This is a genomic window from Actinophytocola sp., assembly GCF_009379765.1.
Lineage (GTDB): Bacteria > Actinomycetota > Actinomycetes > Mycobacteriales > Pseudonocardiaceae > Actinophytocola.
Map to the genome: position 1 here is coordinate 1 of NZ_WHTD01000097.1, position 17,458 is coordinate 17,458.

The following is a 17,458-nucleotide window of genomic DNA, read 5'->3' on the forward strand; positions in this document are numbered from 1 at the left end:
ACCCCGAACCAGCACCACCGTTCTGATCTGCAACCAACCGCCACCGCGACGCACGCAGACCAAGCTCCATGGGCGGCATCGGCGAACGGCCCGCCGCGACAGACCTGGTCGTGGCGCACCAGAAACACCCCACGGCGTCGGCTGACACCGACCACGACACCGGCGCTGAAATGCCCCGGTCGGTGTTGCTCGCCGTGGACGGCAAAACGGTGCGAAGCACCATCGACGCCGAGGGCAACCAGAGCCACCTGCTCGCCGCGATGACCCATCACCAGGGGCTGGTCATCGCCCAGACCGAGGTCGGCGTGAAACGAATGAGATCCCGATGTTGCCCACATTGCTGGACGAACTGAACATCGTCGGCGCCGTCATCACCCTCCACATGAGACGCCCTGCACGCCCTACGCCGAGACCGACCGTGGTCACGGGCGGGCGGTCCGGTGAAATCGGCCGGGCCTGGGCGTAGCCGCGAAGATCCACGTACAAGTCGCCGTCGGGGAAACCTGCCGCATGCGATGCGCCCAGTTGACCGCCAACGATGAAGTACCGAATGTCGGGTAGCAGCTGGTTCGGTACGGGCACCCGGACTACCGAAGTGTCCGTTGTGGACTCGGCAACACGGTCCGGGCGGCGGTCAGCGATGGCGATGGCGGTAGTGGGCGACTATCAGGGCGATGCCGCACGACATGGTGAGCAGCCCGAACCCGAGGGCGAAGGCGATGGTCCCGCCTTCCGCGATCCAGCGAGGCAGGTGCGCATCGCCAGCAACACCAAGATGTACACCGCCACGGTCGTGCTGCGACTGGTCGGCGAGGGCAAGATCGACCTCGACGCGCCGATCGAGACCTACCTGCCGAACCTGGTCCGCGGCGACGGCAGTGGCGACGGCAGTGGCAATGGCGCTGACGGCCGCGACATCACCGTCCGGCAGACCCTCCAGCACCCGAGCGGCCTGGCCGACTACGACGACATCATCGTCGGCCAGTCGGCCAGTCGGCCAGTCGGCCAGGACCACCTCGCGGTGCAGCACACCCATTTCGAGCCTCGGGAGCTGCTCGACGCCGTGCTGGCGAAGAAGGCCCTGTTCGCTCCCGGCACCGGTTGGAGCTACAGCAACGTCACACACCTACTGGCCCGATCTCGGTGACCAGACCATCGACGAGAAGCACCCGCACGGCTACATGCCGGACGCCGAGGGTTCGCCGGCCGACGTCACCGAGATGGACCCGCCCCTCGGCTGGGCGGCCGGGCAGCTGGTCAGCACTCCTCGTGACCTCAACGCCTTCCTCACCGCGCTGGTGGGCGGCAAGCTGCTGAGGCCGGCGCAGCTGAAGCAGATGCGGACCACCATCAAGACTCCGGACTTCGACACCACCGGCACCGCCCGGTACGGACTCGGCCGCGCGACCTTCGAGCTGAGCCGCGGCGGCGTGGCCTGGACCCACGGCGGCGACGCCCCCGGCTACGTGACCCGCAACGCCGTGACCGAGGACGGGCGGGCGGCCACGGTCGCCGTCACCGCGCCGCCCACGTCGCTTCCCGCCGCCGAGCACATCGAAGCTGCGCTCGGCACCGCACCCTGCGAGCAGCGCTGAGGCACCGTGCCCGGTCGCCGGCGTTGAGACCTGCGTCCGGCGGGCTCAGCCGTCGGTGTCACCCGTGTTCGCACCCGTTGGTCCCGTCTGCCCCGACGCGTTCGGTTGGGACAGCTCGTGACCGGGCCACCCGAGCGCTCGGGCACCGAGCACGGCGGCGTGCACGGTGAAGCGCTGGGTCGGATCGGCCGGGTTGTAGCCGGTCAAGGCCTTGACCCGGGCGAGCCGGTAGGTGACCGCACGCACCGACAGGTGCAGCCGTGCGGCGGCCTGGGTGGCAATGCCGCCCATGGCGAAGTACGCCTCCAAGGTGTCGAGCAGTGCGGCCGCGCCGCCCCGTGCCTGGGCGAGCGGGCCGAGCACCGTGTGAACCAGATCGGCGATGGCCGGTTGGTCGCGGACCAGCACGCGGTAGATCAGCATGTCCTCGGCCTCGATCACCGGGCGGTCCATCTGCAGCCGCGCCGCCATGGACAGTCCCTCGCGCGCTTCCTCGTACGAGCGGGCGATGCCGTAGGCCCCTGGATGCGGACGGCCGACCGCGATCCGCCACGGCCGACCGCGACGCAGCCGGTCGAGCTCGGCGTGCAGGATGCGCCCGATGCCGGTGGCCGCGCCCTGGTGGGACCGCGCACGGGACGCCGCGGGAGGTTCGGCCGGCACGAGCACGACCACTTGACCCTCCTTGGTCGCGACCAGCGCGTCGCGGTCGCCGAACCGGTCCAGGACGATCCGCTCGAGTGTGCTGGCCGCCGCCTCGATGTCGGGCAGTCGCCGGCCGGGGGCCGCCAGCGCGACCTGGTGGGTGCGGGTCAGGTCGAGGCCGAACGGCTCGGCGCGCTCCACCAGCTCGCCCAGGTGGGCGTCTCCGCGGAGCAGGTCCTCGATCAGCTCGCGGCGGAGCATCTCCTCCCGCCGAACCCGCTCGCGGACGGCCTGCGCGTGGCCGTCCGCGAAGACCGCGACGGCGTCGTCGATGACCTGCAGCACCGCGTCGGCGGCCGCGCGCACCGCGGCGCTGTCCCGGGCGCGGACCACCATGGGGAGCTCGCCCCAGACCTGCCTGGCGGCGGACAGGTACAAGGAGACCGCCTGGCCGGCCGAGACGCCCGAGTCCGCCGCGCGCCGTCCGAGCACGCCGACGGCCTCGAGCTCGGCGCGCCGGGGACGCCGGCCGTGCGTGGCGGCCTCGGCCAGGAGCAGCAGATAGTCGCCCAGGAACTCCTTCGGGACGCCGCCGGCGAGACTGCTGGCCGAGTCCGCGGCACGGGACAGCCAGGTCTCGTCCTCGGGTTCGGCCGTCAACCGGGACGTCGACCTGCTCCCGGATGGCTGTTCGGCTCGGTGCCCGCCACGTGTTCTGTCCACCGGTCCACCTCCCCGGCGCCGTCGGTGACACCGATGCCACCAGTACACCGCAACTCGGAGGTTCGAGTGTTCTCGAATCGACGGCCCAAGGGATGTCTCGTGGCCGGTGATCAGGTCATTCGAGATCGGGCAGGCGTAGGCGTGCTGTTACCGCGGCTGCCGGTCAGGGGCCAGTTCCGGGGTGCGTGGTCTGATGGTCAGGTTTCCGGCGTCCATGGTCGTGCTCGTTGCTGGGGGTTTGGGAGACGCCGGCCCTCGGCGGATGTGGGCCCGATCAGGAAGGCGAGGCATGCGGCAGTTGTCGTTGCCCTCGGAGTCAGGTGACCAGCGGTCGTCGCCACCGCGTTCATCGCCCGCCGGGTACGGGTTCGTGGGAGCGGGTGAGATCACGGCCGCCATCGTGGAAGGCCTCAACGCGGATGTTGCCGACCCTCCCGCGGTCTTCCTGTCACCACGGGGTCGCAGTATCGGGCGCGAGTTGGCCAGCCGGTTTCCGAACGTGCAGGTGTGCGACAGCAACCAGGACGTGCTCGAGAACGCGACGTCGATCGTGCTCGCGGTGCGTCCGCTGATCGCTCGTGCCGTCTTGGCGGAGCTGTCGTTTCGACCGCAGCACGTGGTGATGAGCGCGATGGCCGGAGTGCGGCTGGAACGGCTGCGGGACTGGACCTCACCTGCTGGTCGCATCGTCAGGGTCATACCGCTGCCGCAGGCAGCGCGTGGTCAGAGCCTGACCGCGATGTATCCGGACAGCGCCGTCGCTCGTGAACTGTTCGGACGTGTTGGCGACGTCCTCGTTCCGAGCAAAGAAGAGACCTTGGATGCGTTCAGCGCGGCGTGCTCGACGTGGTGCGGCGTGCCCTCGATCGGATACTGAGTCGCCCGCGCGAGTAGCACCCGAACGGGTGTCTCGGAATTGGTTTGTGGTTGCTGCTGGCCGGTTTGTGGTCGGCTGGTGACGGCGAGGTTGTGCGGATAGGCGATCGCCGAGGCGGTGTCGGCGAGGGTGCGAGCGCATGCGACGGCCCGATGGTGTCGATCACGCGGTGCGCGGCGGAGTGCGAGACACCGAACGGCGGCCCGAGCCGGCGCATGACTGGCCCACCACATGATCACGGTTTATGAGACGTCCCTTGGGAACCGGGGTCCTGACCGGGTTCCGGCTCGACGTGGTCCGGGATGTCCCTCCGATGCGTCAGGGGCAGCACGGGGGCGCGGCCCAACAGGTCCACGAGCACCGCGGCCTGGCTGATCTCCGGCCTCGAGGTGGCGGTCAGGAGGGTCAGCCGAGGTCCGTCGGCCAGCTCCCTCAGGTGCCGCAGGGCTTCCGCGCGAGGGGGTTCGGTGAGCTCGACCCGGTAGCGCCGGCTGAACTCCGTGAACTTGGCACCGTCGTGTCCGTACCACGTGCGCAACGCCGTCGACGGAGCCACCGCTTTGCACCACTCGTCGAGGTGAGCGTCCGCTTTGGACAGTCCACGCGGCCAGATCCTGTCGACCAGGACCCGGACCCCGTCCTGGTCGGTCGGTTCGTCGTAGACCCGGCGCACCACGACGTCCGTCATTGCGACGACGACCGCGAGGGCGACCGGTGGTGTCGTTCGACGAGCTCGGGCTTGATCCGCCGCAGGTCGGTGGCGGGGAACGGCGCGAGCAGGTCCCAGGCGAGGTCGAGGGTCTCCTCGATCGAGCGCCGTCGCTCACTCTGGCCGACGAAGCGGCGTTCGAAGTCCTCGACGAAGGCCAGGATGCGGCGGTCGTCGTCGGTGAGGGCCTGCTCTCCCACGATCGAGATGAGGCGGCGAAGTTCCTGCCCCCGGCCCAGGAACGTGGAGAGCTGGTCGGCGACGCCGCGGTGGTCCTCGCGGGTGCGTCCCGCGCCGATCCCGGCGTTCATGAGGCGGCTGAGCGAAGGCAGGACATCGATGGGCGGTGAGATCCCGCGCCGGTCGAGCTCTCGGGACAGCACGATCTGCCCCTCGGTGATGTAGCCGGTGATGTCGGGGATCGGGTGCGTCACGTCGTCGTCGGGCATCGAGAGAACCGGTAGCTGGGTCACCGTGCCGCGGCGGCCGTGGATCCGGCCGGCGCGCTCGAAGAGCGACGCCAGGTCGGAGTACATGTAGCCGGGGTAGCCGCGCCGGCCGGGCACCTCGTCGCGGGCGGCGGCGGCCTCGCGGAGCGCCTCGCAGTAGTTCGTCATGTCCACGAGGACGACGAGCACGTGCAGACCGAGCTCGAAGGCGAGGTACTCCGCCGCGGTCAAGGCGGCGCGAGGACAGATGAGCCGCTCCGCCGCGGGCTCGTCCGCCCGGTTCACGAAGACCAGTGACCGTTCGAGGGCGGCTCCCTCGGTGAAACGCGTCCGAACGAAGGCCGCCTCCCGGTCGGTCACCCCGATCGCGGCGAACACCACGACGAAGCCGTCCTCGGAACCGTCCCCGGACTCACGGACGCGCGCGGTGTGCGCGATCCGGGTCGCGAGCTCGAGGCCGGGCAGGCCGTAGCCGGAGAAGACCGGCAGCTTCTGCCCGCGGACCAGGGTGTGCAGCCCGTCGATCGCGGAGATGCCGGTCTCGATGAACTCGGCCGGATAGGCACGGGCGACCGGGTTGACCGGGGCCCCGTTGAGATCGCGCAGGGCCATGGGCACCACCGGAGGTCCACCGTCGATGGGCCGTCCCATGCCGTCGAGCACCCTGCCGACGAGGTCGCGCCCGACGGCCAGCTGCGCGGCCCTGGCCCGGACCAGCACGGTCGTCGAGGTGACGTCGAGCCCGCGGGTACCGCCGAGGACCTGGACGATCATCCGGTCACCCTCGATCTCGAGCACCTGACCGCGCCGCAGCGCGCCGTCGGGGGTCACGACGTCGACGAGCTCGTCGTACGCGACCCGCTCCGCGTGTTCGGCGACCAGCAGCGGGCCGGAGACATAGGCCACGGTGCGGTGCTCTGTGGTGTAAAGCTGCCGGGTCATCCCAGGTTCTCCAGTTCGGTCCGGATGCGGTCCACGAGGGCTCTGGCGCGCTGCTCGGCCTCGTCCGCCGGCCAGCGCCGCATCAGCGCGAGCTCGGTCACCGACGGGGCGGCAGCGGCGGACTCGACGGGCACGCCGCGATCCACCGCGGTCGTCATCGCCGCGTCCGCGGCTCGGATCGCCCTGAGCATCGCGATCTGCTTGGGCGGGTCGCAGTAGGCGTCCTCCTCGTCGAACGCCGACTGCTGGAGGAAGTCCTCGCGCAGGAGCCGGCCGGTTCGGAGCAGGACCCGCTCGGGCGGGGCGAGCGTGTCGGCTCCCACGAGCTGCACCACCTCGAGGAGCTGGGTCTCGCGTTGGAGCAGCTGGCCGGCCCAGGCACGGTGTTCTGCCCAGTCCGCGGCGACCTCACGTTCGAACCAGCCCGTGAGGTCGTACAGCGTGTAGCTCCGGTTCCAGTCGATCGCCGGGAAATGCCGCGCTCTGGCCAGCGACGTCTCGAGCGCCCAGAAGGTGCCCGCCAGGCGGAGCGAGTGCTGGGTGATCGGCTCGGAGAAGTCGCCACCCGCGGGCGAAACGGCGCCGATGATCGTCACCGGACCCTCGCGCCCGTCGGACCCGGCGCACCGGACGGCGGCGCCGCGCTCGTAGAACTCGGCCAACCTCGACGACAGGTACGCCGGGTATCCCTCCTCGGCGGGCATCTCCTCCAGCCGGCTGGAGACCTCGCGCAGCGCCTCGCCCCAGCGACTCGTCGAGTCGGCCATCAGGGCGACGTGGTAGCCCTGGTCACGGAAGTACTCCGCCACCGTGACCCCGGTGTAGATCGACGCCTCCCGCGCGGCGACCGGCATGTTCGAGGTGTTCGCGATCAGGATGGTCCGTTCCATCAGCGATGCCCCGGTGCGCGGATCGATCAGCTCGGGGAACTCCTGCAGGACCTCGGCGAGCTCGTTGCCGCGCTCGCCGCAGCCGACGTACACGACGACGTCGGCGCGCGCCCACTTCGCCAGGGACTGCTGCAGCACGGTCTTCCCGGTTCCGAAGCCACCGGGAATCGTCGCGGCACCGCCGCGGGCGATCGGGAAGAGAACGTCGATCGCGCGCTGGCCCGTGATCAGCGGCGTCGACGCGGCGAGCCGTGCGGCGACCGGCCGCGGGTCGCGAACCGGCCACCGGGTCAGCATGGTCACCGGCACCTCGTCGATCCACACGACCGGCTCCGCCACCGTCCGCGGGCCGGAGCTGACGTTCGTCACCACCCCGCGGATGTGCGGCGGGACGAGGATCCGATGCCGCAACGCCTTCGTCTCCGCGACGACCCCGAGGACGTCCCCGGCGACCACGCGGTCGCCCGGGGCGACGCTCGCCTCGAAGGTCCAGGCCCGCTCGCGGTCGAGCGACGGCATGGAGGCGCCGCGCGGGAGCAGTGGACGGCCGAAGGGGTCCTCGCCCACCCGGGCGAGTACCTCCAACGGACGCTGGGTGCCGTCGAAGATGCGGCCGAGCAGACCGGGTCCGAGCTCGACCTCCAACGGACGGCCGGTGTCGAGCACGGGCTCACCGACGCGCAGACCGCTGGTGCTCTCGTAGACCTGGATCGTGGCGAGGTCGCCGTCGAGCCGGATGACCTCGCCGGGAAGCGCGGCGCGGCCGACCCGCACGACGTTGTAGAGACGCACCCGGTCGAGACCGCGCGCGACCACGACCGGTCCCGCGATGCGCCAGATCTCGCCGGTCGGCGCGGCACGGTCGGCGTCGAGCGGCCCGTCGAGCCGCCTGTCGAGTGCCGGGGTGGCCGTCATCGTGCCGTCCTCTCGTCGCCGAACGTGATCTCGTAGCCGATCGCCTGCCGCAGCAGCTCCAGCAACCGCTGCCGGCGGCCTCCAGCGGGTTCGGTCGTCGTGCCCGCCGGCAGCGGCACCACCAGCGGGGTGCGGAGCGAGTCGAGCCGCCGCCGCAGTGGTCCGGGCAGCGCGTCGAAGTACGGGGCGTGGACGGCGATGACCCCGTCCTCGCCGTCCAGCAGGTCCTCGAGAGCGGCGCTCGCCTGCGCCGCCGACCCGACCTCGACCGTGGTCGCACCGGCGAGGCGGTAGCCGACCGCGAGGTCTCGCGTCGTCAGAACGAGTAGGCGACTCATGTTCGCCCCTCCGGCCGGACCAGCTCGGCGCGAACGACGTCGGGCGCGATGCCCCGGGCGGCCGCCTCGCCGAGGAGGCGCAGGTTCCGGGCTTCGACCTGGATCGCTGTCGTGAAGGCGAGCGGGACGTCGATCGCGAGCGGATCTCCGGTGACGAACAGCGCGGTCGCGTCCGCGATGGCGGCTCGCTCGAACGCCCGTTGCAGGGCGTGCAGGTCGCCGGTCGCCATCCACCGGTCGAGCGCGGCCTGCCAGATTCCGCCGGCGAGTCGGCCCACGGTCGCGACGATCGCCGCGCGCGTCGGCGCCGGCACGACCATCGCCAGGGTGGCGGGCGGGATCGAGCCGCCGGCGAGCGCGGTGTCCGCCGGTGGCGCGGTGTCCTGAGCGCCGGACGCGATGGCGTCCCGCAGCCGCAGGGCGACGACCAGGTTGCGCTCGTCGATCTCCCGCCGGCCGAACCGGAGCAGGGCCGCGCCGTCCTTGCCCGCCGACGCGAGCCTGCCGGCGAGGCGTGCCGCGTGGTCGGCGAGGACCGCCCGCTCCAGCGCGGCCAGGTCACCGGTGCGTTCGTACTTGCCGAACGCCGCACGCAGCACACCGGCCTGCTCCCGGTCCGGCATCCGCATGGCGAGCAGGTCGACGACGCCGGCCAGCTCGTGCGGGCGGAGGATCTCGTTGGCGAGCGGTTCGACCAGCCATCCCACCGGCACGAGCGCGGCCAGCGCGTCGTCGACCGAGGTCTCCGGATGCGCCCGTGCGCGCAACACGGCGATGACGTTGTGGATGTCGAAACGGGAGAGCAGCGCGTCGACCAGCTCCCGAGCGCGTCCGGAGTAGAAGGAACGCATCTCCTCCAGCGAGCCCGCCAGCCGGGACCGGATCGCCAGGTGCAGGCGCCGGAGCCCGCCGGCCCGCCCGGCTGCCTCTCCCGGAGGCGCGTACGGCGTGTCCGCCAGCGCACGGAGCACGCCGTCGATGTCCTCGCCGAGTAGGTGCTCGTAGGCGGCGTTGTTCAACAGGTCGCCCTTGCGGGCGCGCAGGCGGGTGTTGCCGTAGTCGAAGTCGGCGCGGTGTTTCCCCATCACGGGACCTCCGCCAACTCTGCCCCTGCGCCCGTGCTCAACCACTGCGCGAACCGGCCACGCAGGAGCAGGTCGGCGTTGGCGAGGCGCTCCTCGAGGGTGTTCCGGACGGTCCGGCCGTCGTCGCCGGCGAGCTCGACCCCGCCCCAGGTGTCGAGGACGGCGGCCACCCGCAGGTCACCGGCCATCGACCCGGCGAGGTCGGCGTCGCGGCGGTCGACGCGCAGCTCGCGTGCGTTCGGCAGCGCCGCCCGGCTCTCGTCGAGGAGTGCTCCGAAGACAGCCGGGTAAGAGGGCGAGCCCCGCAACGCGGAGAGCTCTTCCCGGACACGGCCGAGCAACGAGGCGTACGCCTCCTCCCGAGCGACCCGAACGGTGTCCGCGGCCCGCAGCCGGGCCATGGCGCGCACCCGTTCCGCCGCCGCCAGCGACTCCGCCTCCGGTGCGGTGGTGAGCTCCGCCTTCACGGCCGCCGCCGCCCGCCGGGCCGCGTCGACGATCGCGGCCGCGGTCGCGGCCTTCTCCCGGTCGGCGCGAAGGCGTTCCTCCTCGGCTTCGACCTCGATGGCGCGCAGCAGATCGTCGAGTGCCATGGCGGACTAGAGCAGCACGATGATCATGGCGGCGACGGCGAACCCGAGAATGACGAGCGTCTCGGGGATCGCCACGAGGAGAATCGCCCGGCCGGCCAGGTCCGGCTTCTCGGCGATCAGCCCCATCGCGGCCGCGCCGATGCGCGCCTGCGCATATCCGGTGGCGAGGGCGGAAAGTCCTACCGCGAGTCCTGCGCCGATTGCGATCAAGCCGGTTTCCATTGCTACTCCTCAGATAGTGGACGGGATCTGCCGTGTCTCGTTCTGTCCGAACGGTGTGAACGGGCGACCGCCGCCGACGAAGAACGCGCCGAAGAACTCCACGTACTGGAGCCGCAGCGACTGGATCATCGGGCTGAACGCGGCCAAGGCCAGGTTGAGAGCATGGAAGAAGGTCGCGACGAAGACACCGATCCAGATCGGCCCGACCGACCCGAGCTCGTTCGCGACGTTCGCGAGATGAGCCGATGCCAGCCCGACGGCCGCGATCCGTAGGTAGGAGAGGATGTTCCCGATCCGACCAAGCAGGTCCAAGGCCCCGGTCGCGATGCCGAGCGCGCCATGCAGCGACATGACGAGGACCAGCCCGACCGCGATCAGGACGACAGCGGGCGGGAGAGCGCCCGCGGGCAGGCCACCCATCGTCCACCCGGCCAGCCCGAACAAGCCGGCCAGGGCGAGAAGTGCGCCCAGCTTGTCGAGCAGCACCCGGTACTCCCGGAAACGAATGGCTTGCCACGCACCGAGAACGAGCCCGAGAGCGACGTGCGCCGCGCCGAGCGCCACGGCGAGCAGCAGCAGCGGCTCGAGCGCGATCGCGGACGGTCGCTCCATCCACAATGACCAGTCCCCGAAGATGCGCGTGCCGAGGTCGCCGAACACCTCGCCGTACAGGACTCCGAAGAGGATCGACCAGGCCGCACCCAGGAGCAACACCCGGACCAGGCCGGCGATCTCGGGCGTGCCCGCCGCACCGGAGGCGAGCTTTCGGCCGGCGAGGATCGCGAGTGCGAGCAGGAGCGCGCCGTAGCCGACATCGCCGACCATCGCGCCGAACATCAACGGGAGGAGGATCGTCATGAGCAGGGTCGGGTCGACCGAGCCCGCGCGAGGCAGTTCCAGGAACCGGACGAGCGACTCGAAGGGTCGCGACACCCGCACGTTGCGCATGAGCACCGGAGCCTGCGGATCGTACGGTGAGGCCGCCGTGTCCTCCACGAACACCGCGGACCCCAGTCGGTGGTCGAGCTCGTCCCGCAGCTGGTCCACCCGTGACCGGGGGATCCAGCACTCGGCGAGGAACGCGCGCCGGGTCGCGCCCAGCTCGCCGGCCGCGGTCAGCAGTTCGAGCTCGGCGAGGATCGCCGTGCGCACGGCCGCGAGCCATTCGGCGTGGGGAACCAGCAGCGCCAGCAGTTCGGCCCGCGCATCGGCTATTTCGCCGGGAATCTCTTCGAGATGGCGTTGCATCGCCTCGATGGTCGCGGTCAGCGACAGGCCTACGAATCGTTCCGCCAGCGCGACGTTGCGAATCGCCGAGCCGTCGAGGATCGACCGGACGAGGTCCGCCGACTCCACCGGAAACACCACGAGACATCCCATCGCCCCGTCCTCGACCCGGGTCGAGGCCAGCTCGAAACGGGTGCCGAGGGTGTCCGCCAGTTCCGTGCGGAGCGCGTCGACGAGCCGCTCGTCCTCGGTGTTGAGGACGACGACCACGGTGGCGAGACCGAGCTGACGCAAGTCCTCGGCGTCGAGCCTGGCGAGAACGGGCACGAGCGACAGCAACAGCCGAAGCGGCTCGAGATACGTCGGCAGGACGAGACGCTCGTCGCGCAACGCGTCCAAACGCCGGCCGACCTCCTCGACGCCGGCGGCGAGGCTGTCGAGCCTTCCCCGCAGCCCGGGGAGATCCAGCGGTCGGTCCAACGGCCGGACCGTACCGGCCGGGCGTGGCAGCTCCGGCGACTCGGCCAGCAGCTTCTCGATCCGAACCAGGGTCTTGGCGAGCTCCTCGCCGCGGGCCGAACGGATCTCCGCACCGTCCAGCCCGTCCAGCGAGTGCGCGGTGCGCGCGTCCGCGAGCTCGACGAGCCCCAGCCGGTGCAGTTCGCCGAGTGCGGCGTCCGCCGCGGACCGGCGACCGAGGATCCGCACCTTCGTCATGGGAACCAGCATGCGATCACGGCTCCTCGACGAGCAGGAGCGCCGTGAGCTCGGCCGCGACCTGGTCCCGCTCCGCGGACACGCGCCCGTCCAGCCGCCGTGCCTCGGCATCACCGTCCGAACGGATCGCCTCGGCGTCGGCGTGGGCTCCGGCCAGCATCGCGACCCGGCGCTCCTCCCCGGCTCGTGTGCCGGCGACGCGCGCGGCGGAAAGCAGGCGCTCGGCCTCCGCGTGGGCGGCGTCCAGCGCGGAGTCCGATGCTTCGCGCGCGGCATCGCGTTCGGTGAGCGCGGTCTCGATTCGCTGGACGGCGTCCAACGCGCCGGCGTACGGAAGTCCATTCGGGCCGGTCATGATCGGGCCCCCGCGCGGCGACCCCGGGAACGCATTCGCCGCAGCCGAACGCGGTCTTCCAGCTCACGCTCTTCCAGTACCAGCGAGATACGCGCCTGCTCTGCCTCGAGTCTCGGGACCACGACGTGCTCCAGTGCGTTCATTCGCCTTGTCGTACGGGCGATCTCGTCGGCGAGACGGCGCACCGACAGCTCGAGCGCGGCGACGTCCAGAAGCCTGTCGAGTACGGACTCGAACCGTTCGGCGACGGCGTCGATCCGTGCGCTCGTCGCGACCAGGCTGTAGCCCCGGCTGGTACGCGCCCGCCCGACCTCGCCCTTCTCGATCTCGACGATGTGCACCCCGGCCACGCTTCGCGTGTGGATGGTCACCTCGACGCCGTCCTCCGCCGCGAACGCGGCCGAGTCGAACGGTTCGCGGCCGTCGTCCGCGATCGCGAGTCCCAGGAGCTGTCCCGCACCGGCGACCTCGCGGTCGAGGAGGTCCATCGACCTCAGTACGGACGCGCCGAGGCGGTCGAACTCCTTGATCAGCGCGCCACGCCGCTCCTTCAGCAGCTCGCCGCCCTGGACCGCGAGCCGGATCCGCGCTCGGCGGGCCAACAGCTCGCTCCGGGTCGCATAGACCTGCTCCATCACCGGTCACCGGCTTCGGGGCGGTCCGGATACCCACTGTGCCGGGTGGAGAATGTCGAGACATTCACGCGAATCGACTCCCTCGGCGCACATGTGGCGATCGGAGTGGTGCCGCGGCCGGAATCGCCCGCGTACCAACGATGTTGCCCGTTGGGCGCCGACACGGCTAGGCCTGCGGCCGGCCAGGCGGACGCCGGTCACATTGCCGAGAGCCGGCAATGTGACCGGTCGCCGGGACAGCGCGCCGTCACGGCAGGAGCAGTCCCCAGTAGAGCGCCCACGGGATGAACAGGGCGCCGCCGGCCAGGAGCAGGCGGTGCCGTACCCGGTCGGTGGTGCTTCGCCAGCCGCGGGCGAGCAGCAGCGTGGCGACCGTCGCCGCGACCGCGAGTGCCTGCAGCACGAGCCAGATGATCGGCCGGTTGCCGAGCAGCGGGCCGGCCTGCACGCGGTACTCGGTCATCGTGAACATCAGCACCGACAGGTAGCCCGTCATGCCGAGCGGAACGACCAGTCCCGCGCCGGCGAGCACCCGCGCCGACCACGTGCCGGGCACGCCGCGCCCGCGGAACCGGCGCACCATCGCGACGAGCGGGTAGGCCCCGAACATGACGAGGAAGACCCCGATCGCGCCGAACTGCACGGGCGCGGACTCCCACCAGGCCGGGCGGGACACCTCGACGCTGGTCCGGTCCTGGGCGGGCAGCGGATCGACGTGCTCGGCCGGCACCTGGCCCGCGGTCACCGCACGGACCCACGTGCCGACGGTGTCCGCGTACCCGGGCATCAGGGTGGGTAGCCGCTCCCCGTCCGGCCCGCGCTGGTGCATCGCGTGCTCGGCGTTCGGCACGAACCTGAGCACGTAGTGGTGGTTGCCGGACGCGCCGAGGGTCGCGGCGACCAGCTCCGCGGTCTCCGCGGGCGGGATCGCCGTGTCCCGCTCGCCCCACAGACCGAGCACCGGCTGCCGCACGCCGTGCAGTACGGGGATCGGGTCGTGGAAAGCGCCGCCGAACATGCCGGCGTCGGAGATCATGCGGTGCCAGGTCACCGGGAAGGACCTGGTGATCGAGCCGTTGATGCCGGAGACGGCCATCTTGTTGGTCACGTTCCACGCCTGCTGCCGGACCGGCGACATGGCCGAACCCGCCGCCAGCACCACGAACTTGACGTCCGCGGACCTCTCCGCGGCGATCGGCACCACCCAGCCGCCCTCGCTCAGCCCCCACATCCCGGCCTTCGCCGGGTCCACCTCGGGGCGGGCCCGCAGCACCGCGAACGCCCGCAGCGCGTCGTCCGCGAGCTGCCCGAAGTCCCGGTGGAACCGCGTGTAGTCCTTCTCCCGCTTGTCCGGCGCCAGCACCACCATCCCCTGCTCGGCGAACGCCTCCGCCTCGCCGCGCAGGTGCTCGCGGTAGCCGGGGCCACCGGTGCCGGAGCCGTGCACGAGCAGCAAGCCCGGCAGCTTCCCGGATGCCCCGCGGGGCGCGAACACGGTGCCGCCCAACGTGATCCCGTCGGCGGTGCGGAAGCTCACGTCCGTGGTGCGCACACCGGCGGGCTCGGCCCGCGCCGTCGCGGGTCCTAACGCGACAGTGAGCACCGCGCAAGCGGTGGCGACAAACGCTTTTCTGATGAGGTTCATGGCTCGATCGTCGAACGGCCACCCCGGCGCGCACATCGCCGACGCGAGCGATCCGCCGACCGGCCCGTCAGGGGGAGGAGCCGGGGACGATGAGCCCGCGCTCGTAGGCGGTGATCGCCGCCTGCACGCGGTCCCGGAGGTGGAGCTTGCTGAGCACGTTGCTGACGTGCGTCTTGACGGTGTGCTCGCTCACCACCAGCTCCGCGGCGATCTCCGCGTTGGACAGGCCGCGGCCGAGCAGCACCAACGCCTCCCGCTCGCGGGCGGTGAGCACGTCCAGGTCGGCAGGCACGGGCGCCGGACGGGACTGCCGGCGGACCATGTCGTCGATCAGGCGCCGGGTCACCGCGGGCGCCAGCAGCGCCTCCCCGGCGGCCACCACCCGGACCGCCTGCACCAGGTCGTCGCGGCGGACGTCCTTCAGCAGGAACCCGCTCGCTCCGGCCAGGAGCGCGTCGTAGACGTAGTCGTCCTGGTCGAAGGTGGTCAGCATGACCACCCGGGTCGCGGTGTCCGCGCACACGATCCGCACCGCCTCGATCCCGTCCATCCGCGGCATCCTGATGTCCAGCAGCAGCACATCGGGCTGGTGCTCGCGCACCGCCGCGACCGCCGCCAGCCCGTCGCCCGCCTCGGCGACCACCGAGATGTCGGGCTGCGCCTCGAGGATCATCGCGAACCCGCTCCGGACCAGCTCCTGGTCGTCGGCGATCACCACCCGGACGGTCCCTGACACCCCGCTCCACATCAGACAGCTCCACATCAGACAGGCAGGCGCACCAGCACCTGGAAACCGGATCCGTCGACGACAGGTCCACAGTGGGCGGTGCCGCCACAGGCCGAGGCGCGTTCCCGGATACCGACCAACCCGTGCCCGCCACCGGTGTTCGGCTTCGGCGTGCCGCTGTCGGCGATCGTCACCACGAGCTCGGCGGCCGCCCAGTCCAGGCGGACCGAAGCGGTGTCCGCGTCGGAGTGCCTGACGACGTTGGTCAGCGCCTCCTGCACGATCCGGTACACGGCGACCTCGACATCCGCCGGCACCGCCCGCCGAGCCCCGCCGGTCACCAGCGACACGTGCGGACCAACCCCCGCCACGAGCTCGGGCAGCCGGTCCAGGGACGGCTCCTCGAGCCGGCGGCCGGCGTGCACACCGTCGCCCTCCTTGAGCACGCCGAGCGTCCGCCGCAGCTGCGTCATCGCGTCCCGCCCCGCCGCGGCGACCGCGTCGAACGCCGCCTCGGCCCGCGCGGGGTCGCTGCGCAGCACCACCGGGCCCGCCTCCGCCTGCACCACCATCACGCTGACCGCGTGCGCCAGGATGTCGTGGGTGTCCCGGGCGATCCGCGCCCGCTCCTGCCGCGCCGCCCGCTCCTCCAACGCCGCCGCGTAGTCCCGTCGCACCTGCGCGGACCGGCCCAGTGCGTACGCCGCGCCCCACAGGAAACCCTCGCGGGTCGCCGCGGCGACCGACCCGAGAATCCCGCCCACAAGGACAATGCCCGCCGCCGAAGCGACGAGCGCGGCCACCCGGGACCGGCGCGACGCCTGGTCGGCCACCGTGTACAGCACCACCAGGGCGCCGTACCAGACCGGCTGCTCCGGCCCGTTTCCGCCCACCACCGAGTACCCGGCGATGCCGATCGCGGTGACCAGCAGGCACAGGAGCGGGTTTCGCCGGCGCCACAGCACCGGAAGCGCCACGAGCAGCACCGGAGCGAACTCCAGCACCGTCCACGGCCGGCCGTCGCTTCTGGTCGTGAACAGAAACGGCGCCGACTGCGCGACCAGCGCCAGCACGGTGAGGACGACGTCAACCGCGGTCGGCGACAACCCGCGCAACCTGGCCAGCCAACCCGACATCACGCGCTACACGGTAATGCGTACCGGCGCGGCGCCACCTCACCGAAGCGAGCGAGACGGCAATCGGTCGCACCGGCGATGCGCCGGGGGCCACCGGGCGCGACCGTGGAGACCGTGGAGACCGTCCACTCCACCTGAAGGGAGGCGGCCATGCCCTCCAGACTGCCCATCCTCGCCCTCGCACCCGCGCTACTGGTCACCGGCGTGCTCCTGATGTCGGCACCCGACGCCTGGACCGTGTCGCACCTGATCTTCCTGGCCGGCACCCTCACCATGCTGCCCGCCGGTGTGCTCCTGCACGACCTGGTACGCGACGACGGCCCGGCCTGGCTGCCCTGGTCCGGCCGCGCGCTGATGTTCGCCGGCGCGCTGACGCTGGCCGGCCAGTTCCTCATCGACCTCGTCGTCACGCGCCTGGCCGGCGGCGACCGAACGCTCACCGGCCCGATGTTCGACACCATCCAGGAGTCGACGCCGCTCGCGCTCATCCTCTACCAGGTGGGCCCGGCGCTGCTGTTCACCGGGCTCGCCCTGTTCGGCATCGCGTTCATCCGCCGCGCCGGCCAATGGCTCCTGCCCGGCTGGCTGCTCGTCGCCGGCACGCTCACCGTGGGCGCCGCCCGGATCACCGACCTGCGCGTGGTGGAGGTCATCGGGCTGGGGCTGGTCCTCGCCGCCCTCGTGCTCACGGTCGCCTCGGCCCGAGCCCCCGCGGAGAGGTTGCCGGCCGCATGACATCGAGCGAGACGGGTGAGCGGAGCGGCGCCTCGCCGCCGCGCCCGAGAATCGTCCGGCCATCGCCGCGGCCGTGCTGGCGTTCACCGTGACCGGCTGCACGGCCGTGTCGACCTATGGCGTCGCCGTGTCGTCGGGTGGCGGTGGCGGTGGCGGCAGGTGGTGACGCCACGCTGGCCCAACCCGGCCGGTTCGGCGACGCGAGCGGTCGGTTCGGCGACGCCACGGGACGACACGGCTACGCCACGGGACGACACAGCGACGCCACGGGACGACACAGCTACGCCACGGGACGACA

The 17,458-nt window shown here is 71.7% G+C and carries 19 protein-coding genes; 5 read left to right on the forward strand and 14 right to left on the reverse strand.

Annotation, left to right across the window (positions count from 1 at the left end; genetic code table 11):
* Window positions 1–68: 68 nt before the first annotated feature.
* The 3 genes from GEV28_RS26260 to GEV28_RS26270 all read left to right on the forward strand — a co-directional run bounded on the left by GEV28_RS26260 (window position 69) and on the right by GEV28_RS26270 (window position 1,595).
* Window positions 69–353, forward strand: a complete 285-nt coding sequence (locus tag GEV28_RS26260) for a hypothetical protein (RefSeq protein WP_291414899.1) — start codon at window positions 69–71, stop codon at window positions 351–353.
* 197 nt (window positions 354–550) lie between these two features.
* Window positions 551–1,147 carry a serine hydrolase gene (locus tag GEV28_RS26265; protein WP_291414900.1) on the forward strand — a complete coding sequence of 199 codons (597 nt, stop codon included), beginning with the start codon at window positions 551–553 and terminating at the stop codon, window positions 1,145–1,147.
* A 7-nt stretch (window positions 1,148–1,154) separates the two neighbouring features.
* Entirely contained in the window at window positions 1,155–1,595 is a 441-nt protein-coding gene (locus tag GEV28_RS26270) for a serine hydrolase (RefSeq protein WP_291414923.1), read from the forward strand.
* 45 nt (window positions 1,596–1,640) lie between these two features.
* On the opposite strand, the gene GEV28_RS26275 is transcribed toward GEV28_RS26270, so the two are convergent.
* Window positions 1,641–2,963 (reverse strand): helix-turn-helix domain-containing protein, encoded by a 1,323-nt coding sequence (locus tag GEV28_RS26275; RefSeq protein WP_291414901.1) that lies wholly within the window; start codon window positions 2,961–2,963, stop codon window positions 1,641–1,643.
* 370 nt (window positions 2,964–3,333) lie between these two features.
* On the opposite strand from GEV28_RS26275, the gene GEV28_RS26280 reads away from it, so the two are divergent.
* The gene (locus GEV28_RS26280) at window positions 3,334–3,840 is read left to right on the forward strand and encodes an NAD(P)-binding domain-containing protein (RefSeq protein WP_367115193.1); all 507 of its coding nucleotides are present in this window, start codon (window positions 3,334–3,336) and stop codon (window positions 3,838–3,840) included.
* Window positions 3,841–4,075: 235 nt separating this feature from the next.
* Here the strand turns inward: GEV28_RS26280 and GEV28_RS26285 are convergent, their stop codons facing one another.
* From GEV28_RS26285 to GEV28_RS26345, 13 genes are all read right to left on the reverse strand, one after another.
* Window positions 4,076–4,528: a DUF488 domain-containing protein gene (locus GEV28_RS26285; protein WP_291414902.1), complete on the reverse strand. Its 453-nt coding sequence runs from the start codon at window positions 4,526–4,528 to the stop codon at window positions 4,076–4,078.
* Window positions 4,525–5,940 (reverse strand): V-type ATP synthase subunit B, encoded by a 1,416-nt coding sequence (locus tag GEV28_RS26290; protein WP_291414903.1) that lies wholly within the window; start codon window positions 5,938–5,940, stop codon window positions 4,525–4,527. Before GEV28_RS26290 ends, GEV28_RS26285 begins: the two co-directional genes overlap by 4 nt.
* Complete coding sequence (locus GEV28_RS26295; RefSeq protein WP_291414904.1) at window positions 5,937–7,745, reverse strand: V-type ATP synthase subunit A; 1,809 nt, start codon at window positions 7,743–7,745, stop codon at window positions 5,937–5,939. Before GEV28_RS26295 ends, GEV28_RS26290 begins: the two co-directional genes overlap by 4 nt.
* The gene (locus GEV28_RS26300) at window positions 7,742–8,083 is read right to left on the reverse strand and encodes a V-type ATP synthase subunit F (protein WP_291414905.1); all 342 of its coding nucleotides are present in this window, start codon (window positions 8,081–8,083) and stop codon (window positions 7,742–7,744) included. Before GEV28_RS26300 ends, GEV28_RS26295 begins: the two co-directional genes overlap by 4 nt.
* Window positions 8,080–9,168 carry a V-type ATPase subunit gene (locus GEV28_RS26305; protein WP_291414924.1) on the reverse strand — a complete coding sequence of 363 codons (1,089 nt, stop codon included), beginning with the start codon at window positions 9,166–9,168 and terminating at the stop codon, window positions 8,080–8,082. Before GEV28_RS26305 ends, GEV28_RS26300 begins: the two co-directional genes overlap by 4 nt.
* Window positions 9,168–9,761, reverse strand: coding sequence for a hypothetical protein (locus GEV28_RS26310; RefSeq protein ID WP_291414906.1), 594 nt, complete (start codon window positions 9,759–9,761; stop codon window positions 9,168–9,170). The genes GEV28_RS26305 and GEV28_RS26310 overlap by 1 nt, the downstream gene beginning before the upstream one ends.
* 6 nt (window positions 9,762–9,767) lie before the next feature.
* Entirely contained in the window at window positions 9,768–9,983 is a 216-nt protein-coding gene (locus GEV28_RS26315; protein ID WP_291414907.1) for a hypothetical protein, read from the reverse strand.
* Between the two features lie 9 nt (window positions 9,984–9,992).
* Window positions 9,993–11,939, reverse strand: a complete 1,947-nt coding sequence (locus GEV28_RS26320; RefSeq protein ID WP_291414908.1) for a V-type ATPase 116kDa subunit family protein — start codon at window positions 11,937–11,939, stop codon at window positions 9,993–9,995.
* Between the two features lie 4 nt (window positions 11,940–11,943).
* Complete coding sequence (locus GEV28_RS26325) at window positions 11,944–12,282, reverse strand: hypothetical protein (protein WP_291414909.1); 339 nt, start codon at window positions 12,280–12,282, stop codon at window positions 11,944–11,946.
* Window positions 12,279–12,917, reverse strand: coding sequence for a V-type ATP synthase subunit D (locus GEV28_RS26330; RefSeq protein WP_291414910.1), 639 nt, complete (start codon window positions 12,915–12,917; stop codon window positions 12,279–12,281). The genes GEV28_RS26325 and GEV28_RS26330 overlap by 4 nt, the downstream gene beginning before the upstream one ends.
* 247 nt (window positions 12,918–13,164) lie before the next feature.
* Window positions 13,165–14,562 carry a prolyl oligopeptidase family serine peptidase gene (locus GEV28_RS26335; protein WP_291414911.1) on the reverse strand — a complete coding sequence of 466 codons (1,398 nt, stop codon included), beginning with the start codon at window positions 14,560–14,562 and terminating at the stop codon, window positions 13,165–13,167.
* Between the two features lie 67 nt (window positions 14,563–14,629).
* A complete protein-coding gene (locus tag GEV28_RS26340) occupies window positions 14,630–15,310 on the reverse strand; it encodes a response regulator transcription factor (protein WP_291414912.1) in 681 nt (226 codons plus the stop codon).
* Between the two features lie 14 nt (window positions 15,311–15,324).
* Complete coding sequence (locus GEV28_RS26345) at window positions 15,325–16,425, reverse strand: histidine kinase (RefSeq protein WP_291414925.1); 1,101 nt, start codon at window positions 16,423–16,425, stop codon at window positions 15,325–15,327.
* Window positions 16,426–16,575: 150 nt separating this feature from the next.
* Between GEV28_RS26345 and GEV28_RS26350 the strand changes: the two genes are divergently transcribed.
* A complete protein-coding gene (locus GEV28_RS26350; RefSeq protein ID WP_291414913.1) occupies window positions 16,576–17,160 on the forward strand; it encodes a hypothetical protein in 585 nt (194 codons plus the stop codon).
* Window positions 17,161–17,458: the final 298 nt, after the last annotated feature.